The 22,209-nt window shown below is 64.2% G+C and carries 19 protein-coding genes; 8 read left to right on the forward strand and 11 right to left on the reverse strand.

Going from position 1 to position 22,209, the window contains the following annotated elements; genetic code table 11:
- Window positions 1–33 precede the first annotated feature (33 nt).
- Complete coding sequence (gene edd, locus LB554_RS18390) at window positions 34–1,857, forward strand: phosphogluconate dehydratase (RefSeq protein ID WP_224586082.1); 1,824 nt, start codon at window positions 34–36, stop codon at window positions 1,855–1,857.
- A 66-nt stretch (window positions 1,858–1,923) separates the two neighbouring features.
- Here edd and LB554_RS18395 read toward each other — a convergent pair whose 3' ends face one another.
- From LB554_RS18395 to LB554_RS18410, 4 genes are all read right to left on the reverse strand, one after another.
- Window positions 1,924–3,582 carry a vWA domain-containing protein gene (locus tag LB554_RS18395; RefSeq protein ID WP_224586084.1) on the reverse strand — a complete coding sequence of 553 codons (1,659 nt, stop codon included), beginning with the start codon at window positions 3,580–3,582 and terminating at the stop codon, window positions 1,924–1,926.
- A 113-nt stretch (window positions 3,583–3,695) separates the two neighbouring features.
- Window positions 3,696–4,694 carry a GlxA family transcriptional regulator gene (locus LB554_RS18400; RefSeq protein WP_032922464.1) on the reverse strand — a complete coding sequence of 333 codons (999 nt, stop codon included), beginning with the start codon at window positions 4,692–4,694 and terminating at the stop codon, window positions 3,696–3,698.
- Window positions 4,695–4,722: 28 nt separating this feature from the next.
- Window positions 4,723–5,622, reverse strand: a complete 900-nt coding sequence (gene folD, locus LB554_RS18405) for a bifunctional methylenetetrahydrofolate dehydrogenase/methenyltetrahydrofolate cyclohydrolase FolD (protein ID WP_140715820.1) — start codon at window positions 5,620–5,622, stop codon at window positions 4,723–4,725.
- Window positions 5,623–5,800: 178 nt separating this feature from the next.
- Entirely contained in the window at window positions 5,801–8,389 is a 2,589-nt protein-coding gene (locus LB554_RS18410; RefSeq protein WP_224586086.1) for a GumC family protein, read from the reverse strand.
- A gap of 200 nt (window positions 8,390–8,589) precedes the next feature.
- Here LB554_RS18410 and LB554_RS18415 point away from each other — a divergent pair, with 200 nt between their 5' ends.
- Window positions 8,590–9,885 carry a lipopolysaccharide biosynthesis protein gene (locus LB554_RS18415; protein WP_224586087.1) on the forward strand — a complete coding sequence of 432 codons (1,296 nt, stop codon included), beginning with the start codon at window positions 8,590–8,592 and terminating at the stop codon, window positions 9,883–9,885.
- Window positions 9,886–9,891: 6 nt separating this feature from the next.
- Here LB554_RS18415 and LB554_RS18420 read toward each other — a convergent pair whose 3' ends face one another.
- Genes LB554_RS18420 through LB554_RS18430 form a run of 3 tightly spaced genes read right to left on the reverse strand, consistent with a single transcriptional unit; the run spans window position 9,892 to window position 12,790 of the window.
- The gene (locus LB554_RS18420; protein ID WP_224586089.1) at window positions 9,892–10,818 is read right to left on the reverse strand and encodes a DUF6492 family protein; all 927 of its coding nucleotides are present in this window, start codon (window positions 10,816–10,818) and stop codon (window positions 9,892–9,894) included.
- The gene (locus LB554_RS18425) at window positions 10,815–11,621 is read right to left on the reverse strand and encodes a WecB/TagA/CpsF family glycosyltransferase (protein WP_015316291.1); all 807 of its coding nucleotides are present in this window, start codon (window positions 11,619–11,621) and stop codon (window positions 10,815–10,817) included. The genes LB554_RS18420 and LB554_RS18425 overlap by 4 nt, the downstream gene beginning before the upstream one ends.
- Window positions 11,618–12,790 carry a glycosyltransferase family 4 protein gene (locus tag LB554_RS18430; RefSeq protein ID WP_224586091.1) on the reverse strand — a complete coding sequence of 391 codons (1,173 nt, stop codon included), beginning with the start codon at window positions 12,788–12,790 and terminating at the stop codon, window positions 11,618–11,620. The genes LB554_RS18425 and LB554_RS18430 overlap by 4 nt, the downstream gene beginning before the upstream one ends.
- 171 nt (window positions 12,791–12,961) lie before the next feature.
- Between LB554_RS18430 and LB554_RS18435 the strand changes: the two genes are divergently transcribed.
- From LB554_RS18435 to proC, 3 genes are read left to right on the forward strand one after another with little or no spacing between them, the layout of a single operon-like run.
- Window positions 12,962–13,960, forward strand: coding sequence for a glycosyltransferase family 2 protein (locus tag LB554_RS18435; protein WP_224586092.1), 999 nt, complete (start codon window positions 12,962–12,964; stop codon window positions 13,958–13,960).
- Entirely contained in the window at window positions 13,929–15,257 is a 1,329-nt protein-coding gene (locus LB554_RS18440; RefSeq protein WP_224586095.1) for an O-antigen ligase family protein, read from the forward strand. The genes LB554_RS18435 and LB554_RS18440 overlap by 32 nt, the downstream gene beginning before the upstream one ends.
- A gap of 60 nt (window positions 15,258–15,317) precedes the next feature.
- Window positions 15,318–16,133, forward strand: coding sequence for a pyrroline-5-carboxylate reductase (gene proC, locus LB554_RS18445; protein WP_224586097.1), 816 nt, complete (start codon window positions 15,318–15,320; stop codon window positions 16,131–16,133).
- 10 nt (window positions 16,134–16,143) lie between these two features.
- On the opposite strand, the gene LB554_RS18450 is transcribed toward proC, so the two are convergent.
- The 3 genes from LB554_RS18450 to LB554_RS18460 are packed head-to-tail and all read right to left on the reverse strand — an operon-like array spanning window position 16,144 to window position 18,158.
- Window positions 16,144–16,536, reverse strand: a complete 393-nt coding sequence (locus LB554_RS18450) for a type II toxin-antitoxin system VapC family toxin (RefSeq protein ID WP_224586099.1) — start codon at window positions 16,534–16,536, stop codon at window positions 16,144–16,146.
- The gene (locus LB554_RS18455) at window positions 16,536–16,778 is read right to left on the reverse strand and encodes a type II toxin-antitoxin system VapB family antitoxin (RefSeq protein WP_015316285.1); all 243 of its coding nucleotides are present in this window, start codon (window positions 16,776–16,778) and stop codon (window positions 16,536–16,538) included. The genes LB554_RS18450 and LB554_RS18455 overlap by 1 nt, the downstream gene beginning before the upstream one ends.
- 45 nt (window positions 16,779–16,823) lie before the next feature.
- Window positions 16,824–18,158 carry an NAD(P)H-dependent oxidoreductase gene (locus tag LB554_RS18460; RefSeq protein ID WP_140614672.1) on the reverse strand — a complete coding sequence of 445 codons (1,335 nt, stop codon included), beginning with the start codon at window positions 18,156–18,158 and terminating at the stop codon, window positions 16,824–16,826.
- Between the two features lie 338 nt (window positions 18,159–18,496).
- Between LB554_RS18460 and LB554_RS18465 the strand changes: the two genes are divergently transcribed.
- The 3 genes from LB554_RS18465 (at window position 18,497) to LB554_RS18475 (ending at window position 20,743) form a co-directional block, all read left to right on the forward strand.
- Window positions 18,497–19,903 carry a PTS galactitol transporter subunit IIC gene (locus LB554_RS18465; RefSeq protein ID WP_015316283.1) on the forward strand — a complete coding sequence of 469 codons (1,407 nt, stop codon included), beginning with the start codon at window positions 18,497–18,499 and terminating at the stop codon, window positions 19,901–19,903.
- 71 nt (window positions 19,904–19,974) lie between these two features.
- Window positions 19,975–20,439, forward strand: a complete 465-nt coding sequence (locus LB554_RS18470; protein WP_140725834.1) for a PTS sugar transporter subunit IIA — start codon at window positions 19,975–19,977, stop codon at window positions 20,437–20,439.
- Between the two features lie 16 nt (window positions 20,440–20,455).
- A complete protein-coding gene (locus LB554_RS18475; RefSeq protein WP_015316281.1) occupies window positions 20,456–20,743 on the forward strand; it encodes a PTS sugar transporter subunit IIB in 288 nt (95 codons plus the stop codon).
- A 33-nt stretch (window positions 20,744–20,776) separates the two neighbouring features.
- Here the strand turns inward: LB554_RS18475 and LB554_RS18480 are convergent, their stop codons facing one another.
- Window positions 20,777–22,171 carry a multicopper oxidase family protein gene (locus LB554_RS18480; RefSeq protein WP_224586101.1) on the reverse strand — a complete coding sequence of 465 codons (1,395 nt, stop codon included), beginning with the start codon at window positions 22,169–22,171 and terminating at the stop codon, window positions 20,777–20,779.
- Window positions 22,172–22,209 lie beyond the last annotated feature (38 nt).

Here is a 22,209-nt window from a genome sequence, read left to right on the forward strand (position 1 = left end):
TTTCCGGGACCTCGCCTGAAAGGACCTGATCCCATGACCGCAAGACGAGACATCGAAGCCATCACCGAACGGATACGCCAGCGCTCCAAACCGGGCCGGGAGCGCTACCTCAGCCGTATCGCCGAAGCGTCGAACCAGACCGCCAACCGGTCGGTGCTGTCCTGCGGCAACCTTGCCCATGGCTTCGCGGTCTGCAGCCCCTCGGAAAAGCTGGCGCTCGGTGCCGACAAGGTGCCCAATCTCGGCATCATCACCTCTTACAACGACATGCTGTCGGCGCATCAGCCCTTCGAGACCTTCCCTGCCCTGATTAAGGAGGCCGCGCGCGAGGCGGGCGGCATCGCCCAGGTCGCGGGCGGCGTCCCGGCGATGTGCGATGGCGTGACCCAAGGCCAGCCCGGCATGGAGCTGTCGCTGTTTTCGCGCGACGTGATCGCCATGGCAGCCGCGATCGGCCTGTCGCACAACATGTTCGACGCCGCCGTCTATCTCGGCGTCTGCGACAAGATCGTCCCGGGTCTGGTGATCGCCGCACTAACCTTCGGCCATCTGCCGGCGGTGTTCATTCCTGCCGGCCCGATGACGACAGGCCTGCCCAACGATGAGAAGGCCAAGGTCCGCCAGCTCTATGCCGAGGGCAAGGCAGGACGCGCCGAACTCCTGGAAGCCGAGTCCAAGTCGTATCACGGGCCGGGCACCTGCACCTTCTACGGGACGGCGAACTCCAACCAGATGCTGATGGAGATCATGGGCCTGCACACGCCGGGCGCGTCCTTCGTCAACCCCGGCACGCCCCTGCGCGACGCCTTGACCCGCGAAGCGACGAAACGGGCACTGGCGATCACCGCGCTCGGCAACGCCTATACGCCGGTCGGGCGGATGATCGACGAACGTTCGTTCGTCAATGGCGTCGTCGGCCTGCATGCCACCGGCGGCTCGACCAACCACACCATCCACCTGATCGCCATGGCCGCCGCCGCCGGCATCGCGCTGACCTGGCAGGATATTTCCGACCTCTCGGAAGCCGTGCCTCTGTTGGCACGGGTCTATCCGAACGGACTTGCCGACGTGAACCATTTCCATGCCGCGGGCGGGCTCGGCTTCCTGATTCGCGAACTGCTCGACGAGGGCGTCCTGCACGAGGATGTGCAGACGGTGTGGGGCGAAGGCCTGCGGCCCTATGCGGTCGAGGCAAAGCTCGGCGCCGACGGCGCTGTGCTGCGCGAGGCTTCGCCGCGCGCAAGCGGCGACGAAAAGGTGCTGGCGCCGTTCAACAAGGCTTTCCAGGCGACGGGCGGCCTGAAGGTGCTGGCGGGCAATCTCGGTCACGCCGTCATCAAGACATCGGCCGTCAAACCGGAGCGGCGTGTCATCGAGGCGCCGGCCAAGGTGTTCGACAGCCAGCAGGGACTGAACGACGCCTTCAAGGCGGGCGCACTCACCGGCGACTTCATCGCCGTCATCCGCTTCCAGGGTCCGAAGGCCAACGGCATGCCGGAATTGCACAAGCTGACCACCGTGCTCGGCATCCTGCAGGATCGCGGCCAGCGCGTCGCGCTGGTCACCGACGGGCGCATGTCGGGCGCCTCCGGCAAGGTGCCGGCGGCAATCCATGTGACGCCGGAAGCGGTCGAGGACGGGCCGATCGCGCGGATCCATGACGGCGACATCATCCGCCTCGACGCCGATGCCGGCACGCTGGAAGTGCTGGTGCCAGGCACCGAATTCGCCTTGCGCCGCACGGCCGAAGTCGATCTCATCGGCAATGAATTCGGCTTCGGACGCGAGTTGTTCGCCGGCTTCCGCCAATTGGTGGGCCGCGCCGATCACGGCGCCAGCGCGTTCGGCACTGCCTGACGCATTCTGTCCGGCATGAAAAAGGGCGGCACGTGGCCGCCCTTTTTGCGGTCGAAATCGCAATCCTCATTGCACCGTCAGTTCAACCCGCTCTCCGGCCTTCACGGTCACGGCGCCTTCCTTCTTGCTGTTGTCCGACTTCTCCGAAACCACGGCGTAATCGCCGGCCGCTATCGCGGCCTGATACTTCTCGTCATAGGCATAGCCGATCGACTTGCGATTGCCATTGATGTCCTTCTTCGTCTCGAAGATCTCGATCTTGGAGGTGCCAGGCGCCGTGATTGCCAGCACGCCGGCATTCATGGCGACCTTGAGGTCCTGGAACTCGCCGACCTTGACGCTGAAAGGCTGCTCCACGACGGCGAGATCGACCGTCGCGATCAGCACATAGTCATCGGGCGGCAGATCGAACTTGCTGTCGGCGCCATAGGCATAGGTGACCTCGTCGCGGGTGCCATCGATCTTCTTCTTGGCCTTGAGCACCTTGAAGCCGGTGCCTGAACTGTCAGCCTTGTCGCCGCCGGCCACATAGTATGCGTTGGCAACGACATGGCCGACGCCGACGATGATGTCCTTGTCGATCACCCTGCCCGCGGCAAGCAGGATCGTTTCGGTGACCACGCCCTGTCCGATCGTGACGGTCACTTTCTCGTCGCCGGCCGGCAACACGACTTTCGTGTCTCCATAATAGGTCGGAGGGTTGTCGACGCCCGGATAGGCGATCACGACAGCCGCCCCGCTGGCCACATCGGCACCTTGGCTCGGACGCGGATGCAGGATGAGTGTGCCGGCATTCAAGGTGAACAGCGGCTTGTAGACCTGGCCCGCCTCGATCTTGATCTTCTGCTCCGTCTTGGCCTCACCGTCGCGCGCGACGACGATGTAGTCGCCCGGTTCCAGATTGGCTTTGTAGTCGCCGTATTCGGTGGTGACGTTGTCGCCGCGCGTGCCGTCCGATTTGGCCTTGTAGACTTCCCAGGCATTGCCGTCGGTGACAGGATCGCCGCCCTCGGCCAGCACCACGGTCGGCATGAAATTGAACTCGGGCTTCGCCGGCTCGGGCGCTGGTGCCGGAGCGGGGGCCGGTGCTGGCTCGGGCGCCGGTGCCGCGACGGTCTCGACCAGCGCCTCCTGCAGCGCCTTCTCATCGGAAGCCTGGATGTATTTGCCGCCGGTAGTGTCGGCGAGGCAGGCAATCTGCTTACCTTCGTCGGCGGTCAGGCCGAAGCCGACGACGTCGGCGGTGAAATCGACGCCGGAGGCTTCGAGTTCCTTGCCCAGCGCACAAGGGTCACCGCCGCACGTTTCCAGCCCATCGGTGATAAGAACGACAGTTGCCTTGTCCTCGGTGTATTTCAGCGCTTCGGCCGCCTGCTTGACGGCTGCCGTCAGCGGCGTCTTGCCGAGGAACTTCATGCTGTCGGCGGCTGCCGAGATGGCGCTTGCCGAGCCCGCCTGGGGCGGCACGATCAGTTGGATGTCGTCGCAGCTGCCTTTTTCGCGATGGCCATAGGCCATGAAGCCGATCTCGTCGTCGGCGGGAACCGATTGAAGCACGGTCCTCAGCGATTCGCGGGCGATTTCCAGCTTGGGCTTTCCGTCGATCTGCGCCCACATCGATCCCGACGCGTCGAGGATGATGATGACCTTGTTGGCGGCAAAGCCGAATGTCGTCGTCGACAAAAGGAGGATCGCCGCAGCGACGCTCCGCGCAAGTATCGCCATCGAAATCTCCTGAGTTAGCCACCCCGTCCGCTGGCCGAAGCTATTTGAGCGCGTGCAGGGACACAAGCCACCGCTATCAGCGATAGCTCGCATAGGGCCCGTGCGTACCCAATTCAGTATGTCGTGCGGCGCTCTTCCGAGGGCGGGCGGCCAAACTGCAGCCGATAGCTCTGGGCAAAATAGGAATGCGAGGTGAAGCCGGTCGCGATCGCCACGTCGAGGATCGGCATGTTGGTCTGGCGCAGCAATTCGCGCGCGCGCTCCAGCCGCAGCCGCATGTAGTAGCGCCCCGGCGTGACGTTGAGATGGCGCAGAAACAGCCGCTCCACCTGGCGCACCGAGAGGCCCGCCGACTTGGCGAGCTGTACCGCCGACAGCGGCTCGTCGAGATGGTCGGCCATCAATTCGACGATGCGTCGCAACTTCTCCGACTTGCCGGTGAGGTCACGCTCCGGCCCGACGCGCTGGCGGTCTCCAGCGGAGCGGATGCGCTCGTGCTGGAACTGGTTGGCGACGCCATTGGCGAGGTTGGAGCCGAAATCGCCACGCACGATCTCCAGCATCAGATCGATCGAGGTGGTGCCGCCGGCGCAGGTGTAGCGTTTGCGGTCGATCTCGAAGACGTTGCCCGTGCAGTTGATGTCGGGAAAGCGCTCGACGAAGCCGGCGCGGTTTTCCCAATGGATGGTGCAGCGATAGCCTTCGAGCTGGCCGGCCTCGGCCAGCAGGTAGGATCCGACCGACAAGGCACCAAGCGCGTTGCCGCGCCGGCCCCAGCTGCGCAAGGCGGCCAGAACCTTGCTCTTGCCCGGAAATTCTGTCGTCAAGCCGACCGAGACGAAGAGAATATCGACCGGCGGCAGGTCGGCGACGGCGTAGTCGATCTTGAGCGGCAGGCCGTTGGAAGCCATCACCGGGTCACCATCGGCCGACACAGTTGTCCAGCCGTAGAAGTCGCGACCGAGCAGGCGGTTCGCCGACCGGAACGTATCGATCGCGGCGGCCAGCGAGAACATCGAAAACTTGTCGACCAGCAGGAAAGCGAACTGCCGGCCGCCTTGAACGGGATCATTCGTGACCGGCCGTTCCGGGGAAATAGTGGGGTTCGGCAAAGCTGCGGCTTTCAGGGTCAACCCGGGCTCAGAAGGAAGGCCGCTTCAATCCGGCCGCAAGGTAGGCCGAAGCTAACGTATTGGCCATCAACATGGCAATGGTCATCGGCCCGACACCGCCGGGCACCGGAGTGATCGCGCCGGCCGCCCTGGCCGCTTCGGCATAGGCGACATCGCCGACGAGACGCGACTTGCCCTCGCCTTTCTCGGGCGCGGGAATGCGGTTGATGCCGACATCGATGACGGTGGCGCCAGGCTTGACCCAGTCACCCCTGATCATTTCCGGCCTGCCGACAGCGGCGACCAGGATGTCGGCCGTGCGGGCAAGCGCCGGCAGGTCCTTGGTGCGGCTATGCGCGATGGTGACGGTGCAGTTGGCGGCAAGCAGCAGATTGGCCATCGGCTTGCCGACAATGTTGGAGCGGCCGACGACAACGGCGTTGAGGCCGGACAGATCCTTGCCGCGCACGCGCTCGATCAAAAGCATCGAGCCGGCGGGCGTGCAGGGAACGAAGGCCGTGTCGAGTTCACCGGTGCCGAGCTTGCCGACATTGATGAAATGGAAGCCGTCGACATCCTTGTGCGGCGCGATCGCCTGGATGATCTTGCCGGCATCGACATGGGCGGGCAGCGGAAGCTGGACCAGGATGCCGTTGATTTCAGGATCGGCGTTGAGTTCGGCGATGAGCTTGAGCAGCGCCTCTTGGGACGTTTCCGCCGGCAGCGTGTGCTGAAGCGAATGAAAGCCGCATTCCTTGGCGGTGCGGGATTTGGAGGCGACATAGACCTGGCTCGCCGGATCCTCGCCGACGATGACCACGGCCAGGCCTGGCTTGGCCTTGCCCTTGGCGACCAGCTCGGCGGTCAGCGCCTTGACCGTCCGCACCACGTCTTCGGCAACGCTTTTTCCGTCAATCACTTCGGCCATGCCACCCTCAACATCGTTCCGCCCAACGCCGCTTCGAGAACATAATGCCGCGGCGCAGGCAATCTGCAGCGCGGCATTGTCACGAAAATACAAGCTCGCAATCCCGTCAAAGCGCCTTCCCATGCCGTTTACGCGAAACCGGCACGGTTTTGTTCGGCCTCCGCAGCTATCTGATGGTTCAGAAGTAGCGGCGGCGGGTGCGGTTTTCCGTGAGTTCGCGGACCGCTTCGCGGAATTCACGCAGGCTGGCGCGAATCTCTTCGACCGATGCTTGTTCGCCACCCTCCTCGACCGGGGTCGGCCTCGCGGGCGGGGCGGCCGGTGGCTGCGCCGGAGCGGGCGGCGGCGGATACGGCATCTGCGCCGCATAAGGTCCCGCTGAGCTTTGCGTGGAGGGATGGCCCGCTTGCGACCAGGGCTGCGCCTGGGGGTAGCCCAACGGCTGTGCATAGGGAGAGGACGGAAACGGGGGAGCCGGGTACGTTGCCTGTTGCGGCATCAGGGGCGAGCGCGAAGGCAAGGTCATCCGCTGCCCATACCCCGCATCGGGGCCCGGCTGGAAGGGTGACTGCGAATAATCCAGGCCGGCCGCCTGCCGAGGCCCGAAACCGGACTCCGGATGGCCAGGAAATAGCGGAGCGTTGACAGGCCGTCCGTTGTCGGCGAAGGCGGGCAGGCCGAACCCGCTGGAGATGTCGTCGTCGGCTTCGGCGGACGGCTTGCGGGACATGGCCTTGCGCAGTCTCGACATGAGTGCGCCAATCCTCCCGGAGCTTTCGGCGGGAGCGGCCTCGGTCCGCGTGACCGGCGGCGGTGGTGCGGGCGGCAGCGGCACAGGCGCTGCCGGCATCGGTGGCTCTGGCGGAGGCTCCGCCCGGAATGCCTGCTCCTCGCGAGGCGCTCTCTGGTCAGCCAACTTGCGTTCGTCCACCTTGCGCTCGCGGCGTGAGCGCGCGCTTGCCGTCTCGCGCAGGCTGTCATAGGTGCCACGCAGAGCGCCGAGGCCAACACCGGCAGCAAGGCCAAGCAGCAGGCCGGCCAGCGCCACCAAGGCCCGTGAGGGTCCATTTGGCTCGAGTGGAGCCTGGGCGGGAGTGATCACATTGATGTTGGTCGTGTTGATGCCCGTCTGTTCACCAGTCTCCTTGGCGCGCAGGAGATATTGTTCGTAGACGGAACGCTTGGCGGTGGCCTCGCGCTCCAGCTCCCGCAGGGCAACCAGGTCGCTGTTGACGTCGCCGCTTTGGACCTTTGCCTGGGCCAGCCGGGAAGCGAGGTCCTGTTCGAGCTGAACCGCGCGCTTCAAGTCGACCTGCAGCGAAGAGGCGATGCGGCGCAGTTCAGCCGCGATGCGCTCGCGCGCGCCGGCGATCTGGGCGTCGAGGGCCTGGAGTTCTGGATGACGCGGTCCCAGCCGGACCGCGGCACGATCGGCCTCCTGCTTCAGCGTTGCATATTGCGAGCGCAGATCGCTCATGGCGTTGGAGTTGATCTCTTCCGGCAACGTGCCGGTCAGAACGGAATTGACGTCCAGCGAACGCGCCGACGCCGCCCGGGCATTGAGTTCCAGCGTGCGGGCGCGGGCGACCGAGAGCTGCTCGTTGAGCTTCAGCATTTGATCGTCGCTGATCAGATGGCCTTGCGCGTCGATCAGGCCATGCGTGGCCCTGAAATCCTCGACCTTGCGCTCGGCCGCCTCGACCCCCTTGCGCAGATCGTCGAGCTTGGACGTCAACTCGTTCGTCGCGCGTCCGGCCATGTCGGACTGGTATTTGGCGGCTTCCTGCTGGAAGACGGTTCTCGTCGTATTGGCAATGAGCGCCGATTTGTCGCCGTTCTGGGTCACGGCGCTGACGGAAATGACAAAAGTCTTGCCGCTGCGTTCGACCGACAGGCTCTTGGCCAGATTGCCGACAGCCAGCGCCTGGCGGCGAACCTCATCGACGCCGCCCGGCCCATCGTTGCGTGACACGATCGAGCGGATGAGCGACATGACGCCGAGGCCGCCGGAGCCTTGGCCATTGAATTCCGGATCGTTGACGAGGTTGAGATTCTTGACGACCTGATCGAGAACGGTGCCCGAGGTGAGCATCTTGATCCGGGTTTCGACGACGGCCAGCGCGGCATCGGGCTGGCCTACCGGTTGGGTGAGATCGCGGTCGGAGAGCTTCAGGTCGCCCGGCTCGATGATCAGTTCGGTCGTGGCTTCGTATTTCTTCGGCATCGACAAGGCGATGGCAACGCCAAGTCCAGCGCCCAGTATCGTTGTCGCAACGATCAGCAGCTTCGACCTGGCAACGCCGCGAACGACCAGCATCGGATCGATCAGCGGCTTCCATTGCTGACTGTCGGCCCCGCCATTGGAGGACGGGTCGGCTCCGCCCGTAGCGCGGGACCCGATTGCATCATGGGCGCCACCCGTGCCCGAAGGTCCCTCCGGGGCGGGCCTTGCTTGCGGCATGTCGGGTGGCAAATCGCCAGTGCCGGTTTTCCCCCGCGAACGCCAGGCGCCGTCGGATTCACACGGCTGCTCCTCGTCCAGGCGAGACCGTTCGGCGTTCTCAGCTGCCGACCGAGGTGGGCTCGCCTTCGTCTCGCGACGGGAACGAGCCAGGCGATGGCGCGTGGCGGCATCCTCGCGCCATGAGGGGTCCGCGCGGTCTCCTATCGACACCAGCGAAGCATCGTCCTCGCCACGCACGGCTTCGCCAAGCGCCAGCAACGAGCGCTCGCGCTTCCAGTCTTCACGGTTTTCCCTGTCGACCATGTCGTGGAGCTTTACTCTTGGCCGCTTGGCAGCGGCGGTCGGCCATTCGTTAAGTCACGCTAAACAGGCATAGGAAACAAAAGGTTAATTTTCGAAAGAGGACGGCAAGAATTCACGCCATGGTTGCAACAATTTTCAACACTACTGAAAGCTTCAGAACGGCGCGTTAAACTTTCCAGCCTATGCATTTTCCTCGACGTATGACTGAGGCCAGCGACATACCGCAAAGGCGGACCTTCGCGCGGATCGGCACCTTGATGGCCGAACGGCGGGGGCTGGTGCGCGACTATTTTTCGGCGATCAGCGGCGCCGGCGGGCGACTGGTGTTTTCACTCGCCTATTTCATCGCGCTCGCCAATACGCTGTCGATCGCAGAGTTCGGCATGTTCGCCACCGCCTCGGCGGCCGGCGTCATGCTGTCGAGGCTTCTCGCCTTCGGTTTCATTTCGGCACTCTACCGCACCGCCACCATCCGCCCCAATCTGATCGGCACGTTCACAGCGGGTTTCCTGCTGCTCGGCGCCGTCTCGCTGCCGCTTTTGGTCCTGGCCTCGTTCGGCGTCTACCTGATCTTCTTTGCCGGCACTGTGCCGTTGTCGGTATTCACGGCCATCGTTTTTGCCGAGGCACTGCTGTGGCGGCCGGTGGAAGTGGCGCTGATCGTCAACAACGGGCTGGGCAAATTCGGCCGTGCAGCCGTGCTGGCGATCCTGGCCACCGCACTGCGGGCGCTTGGCGCGGTGTTGTTCATGGTCTCGCCACAGCATGGCATTTGGATGTGGTCGTGGTTCTACATAGGGGCCAACGCCGCCTCGCTGCTTTTGGCTTTCGGCTGGTTCTATCCACGCCAGCGGCTGCGGCTGCGCATCGAACTCTATCTGCGGCGGCTCGCCGATTCCATCTATGTGGCCGGCGCCGAGGTGTTGTTCTACCTGCAATCGGAATTCGACAAGCTGCTGGTGCTGGCGATCGGCGGCCCGCATTTGGCCGGCATCTATGCCATCATCATGCGGCTCGTCGACCTGACAGCGATCCCCATCCGTACCTTCTCCATGATGCTCGTGCAGCGCATGATGCGCGCGCCGGAGCTGCTGTCGCGCCTTGCGATAAAGAGCGGCATCGAGGGCGGCGTGTTCCTCGTTTCAACGCTGGCGCTGGCAGCGCTTGGCATCGTGCTGCATTTCTTTCCCAACGCGCTCGGCAGGAATGTTTCCGAGGCCTCACCCCTGGTGGCGCTGGCGATCTGTGTGCCTGGATTGCGCAATCTGGTCGAATACCAGGCCGAGCTTCTTTTCGCGCGCGGCCAGACGCTGGTGCGAGCGCTCAATCTCGGCCTGCTCGCCGCCCTCAAGGCGCTGCTGCTGATCTATGTGCTGACCACCATTTCCGAAACATCTGATCTGGTGCTGTCGCTCAACATCGTCTTCCTGCTGCTCTACCTCGCGTCCATGCTGCTGACCTATTCGGCGCTGCGCAGACCGGCCAAGGCAATCTAGGACAAATCAGCGATCAAGCCCGATCAGGCGTCGGATCCGGCCTATATCGGTGCCGATAAAGGACTGCATGCCGATTGCCACCTGCTCTGGCGCCATGCTGGCAACGAAGCGGCGGAACTCGTCGTCCGACAGCGCCTCGCCCGTCCAGTGGACGCGGCAGAATTCTTCCGAACCGTGGAAGTGGCCGGCTCCGTCCAGCAGATCGTCGACATAGCGTCCGTAGATCATGCATTCGGAGAATTTGCGCGCCGAGCCGATGACCTCGACCCAGTCGCGGCCATGGACCTTTTCGATCCGGCCGCACATGGCAAGCACCGTGTCGCGGCGCCAGGCGATCAGCGTCGAGATATAATCATGGACCGATCTCCGGGACGAATCGATGCCAAGTGCCGTTCCGGCATTGCGCGACCACAAGCGATGCTCGTCATGGCCGTCATCGGCGAGCACACCATCCCGGCGAAACAAACGCGCCTTGCCATCTCGCCAAAAGGCACCGCAATCGAAGGCCTTCAGGAAAGCGACGTCGGAATCGCAGAAGATCAGCACATCTTCCCCCGCGTGCGCCGATATGGCGATACGGCGCAGCTGCTGCACGTGCCAGCCACGCAGCGGCTGGGTCTTCAGGCTGAGCCAGACGCGGCGGCGAAACAGGCTGAGCGGATCGTCGAAGGCGCGCAGCCAGCGCGGCAGGAGATCCCGCTCATCGACGACCGAACGGCGGCTGGTCTGCAACTGGCGGAAAAGCGCAAGGTCGCGATGTTCGACCAGAATGTAGTGGTGCGCGGCACCCGAGACATGCCGGTCAAGCGTTTCGCACAGCAGTCGGCAGCGTTCGAAATCCGGGGCGTAGCTTGCCGTCACAACCGCTGCCGTCGGCGTGTTCGGCAACAGGCGTGGGCCGGCCAGCGGGTCTGGGACGAACCGCTTGTTCAACGAAACTCTCCGGGAGCATCTGCGACGGCCTCGGCGCCGCGCGCCCATTTCTGCTTGACGACCCGCCACAGGAACAAGGGGTTGCCGACCACGTAGCGGCGCCAGAGCCGGCCGGGCTCGACCGCCAGGCGGAACAGCCATTCCAGCCGCAGGCGGCGCATCCACAGCGGTGCGCGCGGCACCGAGCCGCTCAGGAAATCGAGCAGCGCGCCGACCGCGATCGGCAGCGTGCAATGGCGTTCGTCGATGTGGCGTTCAATCCACAATTCCTGGCGCGGCACGCCCATCGCGACCAGCAGCATATCAGGCCGTAGCTTTGCGATCCGGTCGATGATCTCCGGCTCCTGCGCGGGGGAGAAATAACCGTCGTGAATGACCACGAAGTTGTGCTGCACGGCAAGCGCCGCCAGCTTCACGGACGCCGCCTCGGCGTTGACACGGGTCGCTCCGAGCAGCCCCACCGTCAGCGGCCTCTTGGAAGCCTGCAGGAAGGCCGGCACGAAGTCGGTGCCGTTGAGATTGTCGGGAAACGGCGCGCCGTAGAGCAGCTTCGCGGCGAGATCGACGCCGATGCCGTCCGGCAGGATGAGGAAATCGTCGAGCGCCTCGGCGAACACCGGGTCGGTGTGGGCGATATTGGCATTGTGGGCGTTGAGGAAACTGACCTTGGTGAAGCGCCGCTCGGCGATCAATCGGTTCAGCAAGGCAATCGCATCGTCCCAGCGGATCGCCAGCACCGGGATGCCGAGGATTGCCTTCAGGCTGTCAAAGCCGAACGCGGCGCGGGCGGCGTGCATGTTCATGCAAACACCTCCTCCCGCACGGCGCCGATTTTTTCGAGACCGACACGAACCGCGGCGTCGAGCGCCTTGACCTGCCGGCGATGGAAGGTGCTGCCATCGACATCGTGAATGTCGGCCGCGGCTGCCTCCAGGGCCCGGGCGAAGCCGGCCGGATCGTCGGTGACGACGCAATTGTCGGGGCGATGGTCGATGCCGCGCAGCGACCGGCTGGTGGCGACCGAGGGCAGGCCAAGCTCGAAGGTCTCGATGGTCTTCAGCTGTACGCCGCTGCCCGCGGTGCTGATCAGCGGGATGACGGCCGCGCCGCGCACGAAAGCCCTGGCATCCGCGACACGGCCGACAAACTCGACGCCCGGATGCGCGGAGGTGACGCCGGAAGGCATGTGACCCGCTATGCGGATGCGGAAACCAGGCCGCAGATGCGGCACCACCTTGCCCAGGAACCAGTCGAGGCCGATGCGGTTCGGCTGCCAGGTCCAGGTGCCGATCAGGGCCGCGTCACAGTCGATCGCGCGCCGGCCGTTCCGAACTGGCGCCGTGGCGCCGGTCACCAGCGGCAGCACCGCCGAACGATCATCCGAGGCGACGCCAAGTGCCCCGCGATCCTCCTCGGCCAACGTGAAGACAAAACGCGCGCGGCGGCAGAGGCGCTCTTCGACCAGTTTGAGCAGCCTTGCCTCGCGCCGAAACAGCAGGCGCTGGAAAATGCCGGCGGCGGCAACGGCGTTCTCCCGCGCCGAGAGATGCTCGACATTGTGGGCGACGAAAATCGAAGGCCGGTCTTCGAAGACCCGTTCGAAAGCACCGGCGAACTGCACGGAATTCAGCACATAGCCATCGAACGGACCGGCTCGTTCGAGGGCGGCCTGAACATCGTGGCTGGACACCGCACGCAACTTGACCGACGCGAAGGTCAGGCCTGAAAACATCGCCTTGCCGACCCAGACAAGCTTTTGCAGCGGCGAAGCACTTTCGGTGCGCACGTCGACCGCCCCCAGCACCACGGTATTTTCGGGATCGGCCGCGGCTTTCCCGGGCCAGGTGAAGCCGATGACCGTGACGCGCGCGCCGGCGCGCCGCAGGGCGGCGATAATCGCGGCGTTGGCTATCTCGTAGCCCGAGGCGAGAGCACCGTCGGGCACGATCGATGTGGCGAACAGCAGATGCATCTTACCTATCCTGTGGTGTAGCCGGTAGCAAAGCGCGGTGAACCCTTGATTAAACGAGCACGATCAACGCCCCAAAACCCATGTCTGGCGGGCCTCTCCGTGCAAGGTGATTAACGAAACCTTATCATCGTGGTGCTACCAGAACGCGACTCACGACGCGGCTGGACACGGATGATCCCTTTGCCATTGGACGGTTCGGTATCGATCGCGGGACGATCTCGCCTGCTCGACGTGGAGGCCGTCGAAGTGATCGTCACCTTGCCGACGTTCAAGCGGCCGCAGCAGGTGCTGGAGACACTGGCGTCGCTGCGCGCGCAGCAAACCGACAGGCGCTTTGCCGTCATCGTCATCGAGAACGAGGCCGAGGCGCGGGAGGGCGCCAAGGCGGTACTGCCGCTGTTCGAGCGCGGCGAGATACCGGGCATGGTCATCATCGCGCATGAGCGCGGCAATTGCAGCGCCTACAATGCCGGCTGGCAGACGGCGATCCTGCAGTTCCCGTACTTCAAGCACCTGCTGGTCATCGACGATGACGAGACCGCCGATCCGCAATGGCTGGAGCGGATGTGCCACGCCGCCGAAACGCTCGCCGCCGACATCGTCGGCGGCCCGCAGGTGCCCGTTTTTGCCGATCCTGCCCATGCCAAATGGGCCGAGCATCCCGTCTTCGCACCCCCCTACCGGGAGACGGGAGGGGTGCCCGCGCTCTATTCGTCCGGCAATCTTCTGGTCGGGCGCAACGTGCTGACCGCGATGGGGCCGCCCTTCCTCGATCTCAGATTCAATTTCATGGGCGGCGGCGATTCCGACTTTCTCAGCCGGTCGGCGCAACGCGGCTTCGTGCTGGGCTGGTGCGCCGAAGCCAAGGTGCGGGAGACCGTTCCGGCCCGGCGCGTCGAGACCGACTGGATCCGCGCCCGCAGCCTACGCAACGGTGTCATCTCGACACTGGTGGAAAAGAAGAGGCGCGCCGGCATGCCGTTCGCCGGCGCCAAGGTATTCGCCAGGAGCCTGGCGCTGCTTGCCGCCTCGCCGCTTCGCGGCATCATGCGGCTGGCGCGCACGGGATCCCCGGCGGCCGCCATCTACCCCGTCCATGTGGCGCTGGGCCGCGTGCTAGCCGAATTCGGATATGCCAATGAGCAATACCGCCAGCCTGAGAAGAACTGAGCGCGCGCCGCTCAGCGCCGCGTTCACGCGCGGTGGCGTGGCGACCGCGATCGCCGCGCTGCTGTTCACCGTCATCATGGTGTCCTTCCGCCCGTTCCAGCCGGCCGGCGCCGAACTCACCGGCGAAGGGGGCGACATCGTCAATCAGCTCGGCTTCGGCTCGCTCGGCGGGATTTCGATCTTCGCGCTGATGGCCTTCGCCGATCCGCGCGTCGTGCGCTCGCTGCTCAGCCCGTCCTGGATACTGATGCTGGGCTTCTTCTTCCTGTCGGTGGTGCTGGCGACCGATCCGCCCTCGGCAATGCGCGCGGCGTCCTTCACCATGATCGGCATCCTGACGACGGCGACGATCCTGGCGCTACCCCGCGACGCCGAGTCCTTCTCCAGGGTCATCATCTTCACCGGGGTCGTGGTCATGGGCCTGTCCTATCTCGGCCTGATCGTCTTTCCGCACGAGGCGATGCACACGGCTGACTCGCAGGAGCCCGAACATGCCGGCCTGTGGCGCGGGGTGTTCACCCACAAGAACATCGCCGGCCCGATCATGGCCTGCTTCAGCTTCGCCGGGCTTTATCTCTACCGACGCGGCCAGCGCTGGTGGGGCGCGGGTATCTTCTGCGCGGCGATGATCTTCATGCTGCACACCGGCTCCAAGACCACCGCCGGGCTGGTGCCGTTCTCGATCCTGATCGTGATGTTTCCGAGTCTGATGGGCATGCGACTCGGTACGCCGATCCTGTTCATGCTGGCGATCATCGCCACGGCGGTCGGCACGCTGGGCATCGTCTTCCTGCCGCCGGTGAAGCATCTGGCGGCCATCTACTTCCCCGACCTCACCTATACCGGCCGGACGACACTGTGGGAGTTCGCCGGCTCGATGCTGGCGAAGAAGCCGTGGACCGGCTACGGTTATGAGAGCTTCTGGGGCACGCCGCTGCTGCTCAACCAGGACCAACCCTTCGATCGCCCGTGGGACATCAGGACCATCGTGCACGGCCATGACGGCTATCTCGACATCGCGGTGCTGATGGGCATCCCTGCCCTTTGCGTGGCGGTCTACACCTTCCTCATCGCACCATTGCGCGACTATATGCGCATTCCGCCGCGCAAGGAGAACATCTATCTCGGCGATTTCTTCATGATGGTGGTGCTGTTCACCGCACTCAACGCCTTTCTCGAGAGCTTCTTCTTCCATCGCGGTGATCCGGTCTGGCTGTTCTTCGTGCTCGGCGTGCTGGGCCTCAGGCAAGTGTCGTTGCGGCCGATCGCGGTGCGCACGCCTGTTCAGCGGTCCTGAGAGGGCTTCCCCACCGACCCGCGAGCGTCTATGTCATGGCCTTTCCTCGGAGGGCTCTCGATGACGATCAGGCTTGTTCTCGCCGGTTGCGGCAATATGGGTTACGCCATGCTCTCGGGCTGGCTGAAGTCCGGCAAGCTTGCACCCTCGGCGGTTTTAGTGGTCGAGCCCAATGCCGAGCTGCGCGATCGCGCAGTGGCGCTTGGCTGCGGCTCGGCAGCGGATGCCGGGGCCATTCCGGCGGATGCCGTGCCCGATCTGGTCGTCATCGCGGTGAAACCTCAGGTGATCCGCGACGTCACCGCCGCGTACAAGCGCTTCGGCGATGGACGCACCACTTTCGTCAGCATTGCCGCCGGCACGCCGTCCGCCACCTTCGAGGACATCCTCGGCAACCACGCCCCCGTTGTGCGGTGCATGCCCAACACGCCGGCGGCCATCGGCAAGGGCATGATGGTGGTGTTTTCCAATCCCTTGGTTTCTGCCGACGCCAAGCGCTTCGTCGCCGACCTTCTGTCGGCCAGCGGCGAAGTGGCCACTATCGACGACGAGGGCCTTATGGATGCGGTGACCGCCGTGTCCGGATCGGGTCCGGCCTATATCTTCCATTTTATCGAAGCGCTGACGGTGGCCGCAGAGAAGGCCGGCCTGCCGGCGGCGACCGCCAGGCTGCTCGCCATGCAGACCGTCTACGGCGCGGCCTCGCTCGCCGCCGAAAGCCGCGAGGACCCGGCTATGCTGCGCAAGCAGGTGACCAGCCCCAACGGCACAACGGCGGCGGCGCTTGGCGTGCTGATGGGCGATGACCGGTTGACCAATCTCCTTACGCAAGCGGTCGAAGCGGCGCGGCTGCGGTCGATCGAACTAGGGAAATAGAGCAGACTCCCTAGGCCAGATCGGTATGCGAGAAGTCGTTGCCTTTGTAGAGCAGAGCAGAGCCGCAGCCCTTTGCGCAAGCATAGGACAGGCAATCGGCCAGGTTGAGTTGGGCGGGATGCCCGCGTCCTTTTCCATAGTCTGAAAAAGCTTGGACCGCGAGCTTGGCGTCGCCGGCGTCGATGGGAACGATTTCGATTTCGGCCTCGCGCAGAAAAGCCTCTATCGCCACTTCAGCGACGAGCGGCTCGACGGCCAGCATAGTTGAAAGCCGCATAGCCGCTTCGAGCACCACCAGCGCGGAAGTAATCCTGCGAGGTGCTACCGCGATGCGGTTGCTCCACTCGCCAGCATCTCCTTCTCCCGAAAGAATTGCGACGACCACCGAGGTGTCGACAAACATCAGGAGTGGCCCCACATCTCATCGATCTCATCCTTGTGTACGGGCCGGCCGCCCTGGCCAGCTCTGGCTTTGAGTTCATCGGCGATGGCAGCCAGCCGCTGCGCCAACGGAGCGCGTCCACTTTCCCGTTTCAGTTCGGACTCAAGAGCTTCGATCACCGCCTCGGTCATCGAAATCTTGCGTTTGGCGGCGAGCCGCTGTGCCAGTTCACGTGCACGCGGGTCCCTGATCTGGAGGTTCATTGGTCGATCCTCGGCGTCATCTGCCATTACAATATAGCGCATCTGTCATGACAGCGCCACAACGGGCTTGTTTCCGTACAGCATCTCGTCCTGCAGGCGGCGCAGCGCGAACAGACTGGTCGTCCGGTCTGGCGCTGCATTGTCGGTGGTCAGCAGTGCACCTTTCCTGACCGGCTTCAGCACCTTGCCGCCCTCAAGCAGGCCGACCGGCACGGCGCGCTGGGAACGCGCGTCGCCGACGGTCATGGTCCAGGAGCGATAGCAGGTCTCGCCGATCGCATCGAAGGTCTCGCCGGCGGCGAGATCGCGCTTGGCGACGGCGCAGACCTCGGCAACCGGCCGCGGCAGCGGCACCATGTCGGGCTTGCCGAACAGCACGATGCGAGCGGCCGTCAGCGGCACTTCCAGTGAGGTCAGATGGTAGGGCCGGAACAGGCTGTAATAGGGACCGCGGCCGATATGCAGGTCGTCCATGCGTTCGATGATGCGCGGATGCGTCGCCTCGACGATGACGAAGACACCGGGCGCCACACCCTTGCCGATAGTGTAGTCGACGACGCCTTTTTTCAGCAGGAGGCCACCATCCTCGCGCGGGATCAGCACCTTGACGAGGTCATCGCGGTCGGCCTTGGGACCATGCATGCCGGGCACGTCAGGCACCAGCCCGGTGGCGTTGGCGATGGCGCACATCTCGACCATGGTCTTGGAGCCGTCGACGAACTCGACCAGCATGCGCGGGTTCATGTTGCGGCGGGTCGCTTCCTCGCGATAGTCGTCAGGCACGGCATCGTGGTTGAGCGGGTTGTTCTTGCCCTTGCCAGCCGAGACGATGGTAAGGCCGAGTGCGGACGCGAACTCGATCAGTTCCATGCAGCTCGACGGCTCGTCGCCGGCGCCGACCGAATAAACCACGCCAAGCCGGTCGGCCTGCTGCTTGAGGTAACAGCCGATGGTGACGTCGGCCTCGACATTCATCATCACCAGGTGCTTGCCGTGCTCCATCGCCATCAGGTCGAAATCGGCGGCGACGCCCGGCTTGCCGGTGGCGTCGATGACGACATCGATCAGTGGGTTGGTGACCAGCATCTCGTTCGAGGTGATGGCTATTTTTCCAACCTCGATCGCCGCGGTGACTTTCGACGCGGTGTCGGCTTCGACCGCCATCGCCTCGTCACCGTAGGCGATGCGGATGGCGTCACGCGCGGTGTGCGGGCGCCGGGTCGAGACGGCGCAAACCGCAATGCCGGGCATCAGCATGCCTTGCGTGACGAGGTCAGTGCCCATTTCGCCGGAGCCGATGATGCCGATGCGCACCGGGCGGCCCTCGGCGGCACGTCTGGCGAGATCGCGGGCAAGCCCGGTCAAGGCGACATTGGTCATGCGGGATGTCCACAGCTTCTTGGTCTGGACGCGAATTAGCAGGGACCATTCCCCTGTGCCAACAAAACCGCTCGCGACCGGCGATTTCCAACGAAAATGACCCGTGACAAGCGTCGTCGCCTTGGCCGATTGGCCCAAAGGCTTGCCAATTGACATTGTTGCGAACAGTCTCAATAAAACATTCGTTTGCCAACAAAGGCAAATGTTCATCGAGACAACCGCTCGGAGGGGCACTCGTCTCGCGGCATCTGGGGAGTGCCTTTGCGCTAAGGTGGCGGCAGAGGCTGAGAGAAAGGAGCACCGCGAAGCTTTAGGCTCGGGGCTCCAGGGGAGGAAGAATGGATACTCTACTCGCTGGCCTCAAGGGGGCCATCGACACGCTCGGCGCGACAATCCTGCTGCCGATCGTCATTTTCATCATTGCCGTGGTTTTGGGCGCCAAGGTCAGCAAGGCCTTTCGCGCCGCCGTCACCATCGGGGTCGCCTTCATCGGTATCAACCTTGTGCTTGGCCTGATGTTCACGTCGATCGGCGACGTCGCCAAGGCCATCGTCACCAACACCGGCATTCATCGCGACATTATCGACGTCGGCTGGCCCTCGGCGGCCGCCATCGCCTTTGGCTCCTCGGTCGGGCTTTGGGTCATCCCGGTCGGCATCCTGGTCAACATCGTGCTGTTGCTGACGCGCATGACGCGCACGCTCAATGTCGACGTCTGGAATTTCTGGCATTTCGCCTTCGTCGGCTCGCTCGTCGTCGCCGCCACCGACAATCTGGCCTACGGCATTGCCATCGCGGCCCTGGTTGCGGCGCTGTCGCTGCTGTTCGCCGATTGGTCGGCGCGCGCGGTGCAGCAATTCTACGGCGTTCCCGGCATTTCGGTGCCGCATCTCGCCTCGGCGCAAATCCTGCCTATCGCCATCATCCTGAACTGGATCATGGACCGCATTCCCGGCATCAACCGTATCAACATCAACACCGAAACCATCGAGCGCCGCTTCGGCGTGTTCGGCGAACCGGTCGTGCTCGGCCTGATCATCGGCCTCGTGCTCGGCGCCATCGCCTTCTACAATGCCGGCGATCCCGGCACGGTGCTGGCCAAGGTGCTGGGCACCGGAATGACACTTGCCGCGGTTATGCTGCTGCTGCCGCGCATGGTGAAGATCCTGATGGAGGGCCTGATCCCGGTTTCCGACGCGGCGCAGGAGTTCGTGCGCAAGCGCACCGGCGATCGCGAGCTTCTCGTCGGCCTCGATTCGGCGATCCTGATCGGCCATCCCGCCGCGATCTCGTCGTCGCTGATCCTGGTGCCGATCGCGATCATCCTGTCGGTGATCCTGCCGGGCAACCGCGTCATCCTGTTCGCCGATCTGGCGGTTATCCCGTTCATCGTCGCCATGACCGCCCCGCTGGTCAAGGGCAATGTGTTCCGCATGGTGGTGATCGGCACGGTGACCTTGGCGATCGGCTTCTATGTCGCCAACGCCCTGGCGCCGCTGTTCACCAGTGCGGCCGTCGCGTCGGGCTTCAAACTGCCGGCGGATGCTTTGCAGATCACCTCGGTGGTCGACGGCTTCCTGTGGGTGCCCTATGTGATCATCGAGGCCATCCAGGGACTTGGGCTGATCGGCATCATCGTGATCGCCGTGGTCATCGCGGCCCTGTTCGTGCTCTATCGCCGCAATCCGCTCGGCTGGGAACGGGCGGCGGGCGCCGAGGACGAGCCGGCCGAAGGCACGGCCTGAACGCAAGCGTGCCTTCATCTGAAACGATCGTGCGCCTTCGCCGGGCGCACGATTTATCGACGGAGCAAGACATGTCCGACGCCCTCATGCAGCTTCTGGATCCCGAAGCGATCGTGCTCGGGTCGGACGCGTCGACCAATGAGGAGATCATCCGCGTCCTGGCGGGACGGCTCGAGGCCCTTGGCTATGTCAAGAGCTCCTATGCCGACGCGGTCGTGCGCCGCGAAATGACCATCCCGACAGGATTGCCGCTGGAACGCGCCGACAATGTCGCGGTGCCCCACACCGATCCCGAGCATGTGCTGAAGCCCGGCATCGCAATGGGCACGCTGAGAAAGCCGGTGATCTTCGCCAATATGGAAGACCCCGACGAGAAGCTGCCGGTGGGTTTCGTCTTCCTGCTTGCCATCAATGACAAGGACAAGCAGATTGAAGCGCTGCAGTCCGTCATGGCAACGATCCAGAATCCAGATGCATTGGACGGCTTGAGGTCGGCCAGGACGCTTGACGACGTGCGCACCGTGCTCGGCTGCTAATCAAGGGAAAGCAAAGATGGCCAGACAGAAGACAATTCTCTTTGCCTGCGGCACCGGCATCGCCACCTCGACGGCGGTCAACGTCGCCGTTACCGAGGCGATGAAGATGCGCGGCCTTACCTTCAACGCGCAGCAGGCCAAGGCAACCGAAGTGCCGGGGCTCGCCGATAGCGTCGACTTCATCGTCGCCACCACGCCGATCTCGGCTTCGGTGACCAAGCCGGTCATCAAGGGCCTCGCCTTCCTCACCGGCATCGGCAAGGACAAGGTGCTCGACGAGATCGAGGCGCAACTGCGCAAGTAGGTCGCGGACAATGCTGCCTTCGGTGGGCCCGGCTCAGACCACTCTGACGTAACTCGTCATGCCCGATTTCTGGTGCTCGATGATGTGGCAATGCAGCAGCCAGTCGCCGGGATTGTCGGCGACGAAGCCGAGGCTCACCTTCTCATTGGGCTGGATGAGATAGGTGTCCGAAATCAACGGCTGCACCGGCCGCGTCGAGGATGACAAAACCTTGAAGCTCATGCCGTGCAAATGCATCGGATGCGATTGCGGCGTCAGGTTCTCCATGTCGATGACATAGCTCCTGCCGAGCTTCAATTCGGCCAGCGGCGCGGTTGGATCGGGCGTATCGCCCGGCCACGGCACCTTGTTGATCGCCCAGAAACTGTAGCCGAGCGAACCGCAGATGCTGTCGCTCGGGACGTTCTCCGCCGTGGCGCTGAGCGACAGGGAGATATGCTGGGCCGAGCCGAGATCCACTTCCGCCACCGGATTCACTTCCAGCGGCGCAACGTCGCGAACGTCCCGCTTGAGCGAGTTGCCCGTCGCGCGCAGCGTCGCCAGCACCTTGGGCTTGGTGCCCCTGACGTCCCGCAGGCTGACGGTCGCGCCCTCATCGTCAGGCATGCGGATGGCGAGTTCCATGCGCTGTCCCGGTCCAAGCAGCAAGGCATCGGGCGCAAAGCGCTCCGGCACCGGATTGCCGTCCAGCGCCATCACCATCGCTTCGGCGCCGTCGACGCGAAAGGCATGGATGCGGGTGACATCGGTAATGGCGATGCGCAGCCGCACCAGCCCGCCGGCGGGCGCGTCATATTGCGGCTGATCGAGCCAGTTGGCGGTACGCACCGTGCCGTAAGTGCCGGTTCTCGCGGCATCTCGCGGCCGGAACTGGTCGATGAACTGGCCGTCATCGCCAAGGCGCCAGTCGCGCAGGTTGAGGACAAACTCGGCGTCGAATTCCGGATCGTTCGGGTTTTCAACCACGATCACGCCGGTCAGGCCGTGCCCCATCTGCTCCAGCGTGTTGCAGTGCGGGTGATACCAGAAGGTGCCGGCATCGGGCGGCGTGAAGGCATAGTCGAAATGATCGCCGGTGTGGACGTAAGGCTGCACCAGGAAGGGCACGCCATCCATCTTGTTCGGCAGGCGAATACCGTGCCAGTGGATGGTCGTCGGATCATCGATGGCATTGTCGAGGCGCGCGGCAAAGGGTTCGCCTTTTTTCATCCTGAGCACCGGCGGCATTCCCGCTTTGCCGTAAGTCAGCACATTGTTGGTCTGGCCGACATCCATCAGCTTCGCCTGGATTTTAGCCGTCCGCAGCACCACCGGCTCAGGCGCGGACGCCGCCCAGCCGCCAATCCTGCCCATGGCGGCAAGCCCGAGTCCGCTCGCACCGGCAACGGCGGCAGTTTTCAGCAGTCCGCGGCGTGTAAATACGGTCATGTCGCACTCCAACGGAAAAGCTGACTGCTCTTCGCAAC

The sequence above is a fragment of the Mesorhizobium sp. CO1-1-11 genome (genome assembly GCF_020164995.1).
GTDB lineage: Bacteria > Pseudomonadota > Alphaproteobacteria > Rhizobiales > Rhizobiaceae > Mesorhizobium > Mesorhizobium australicum.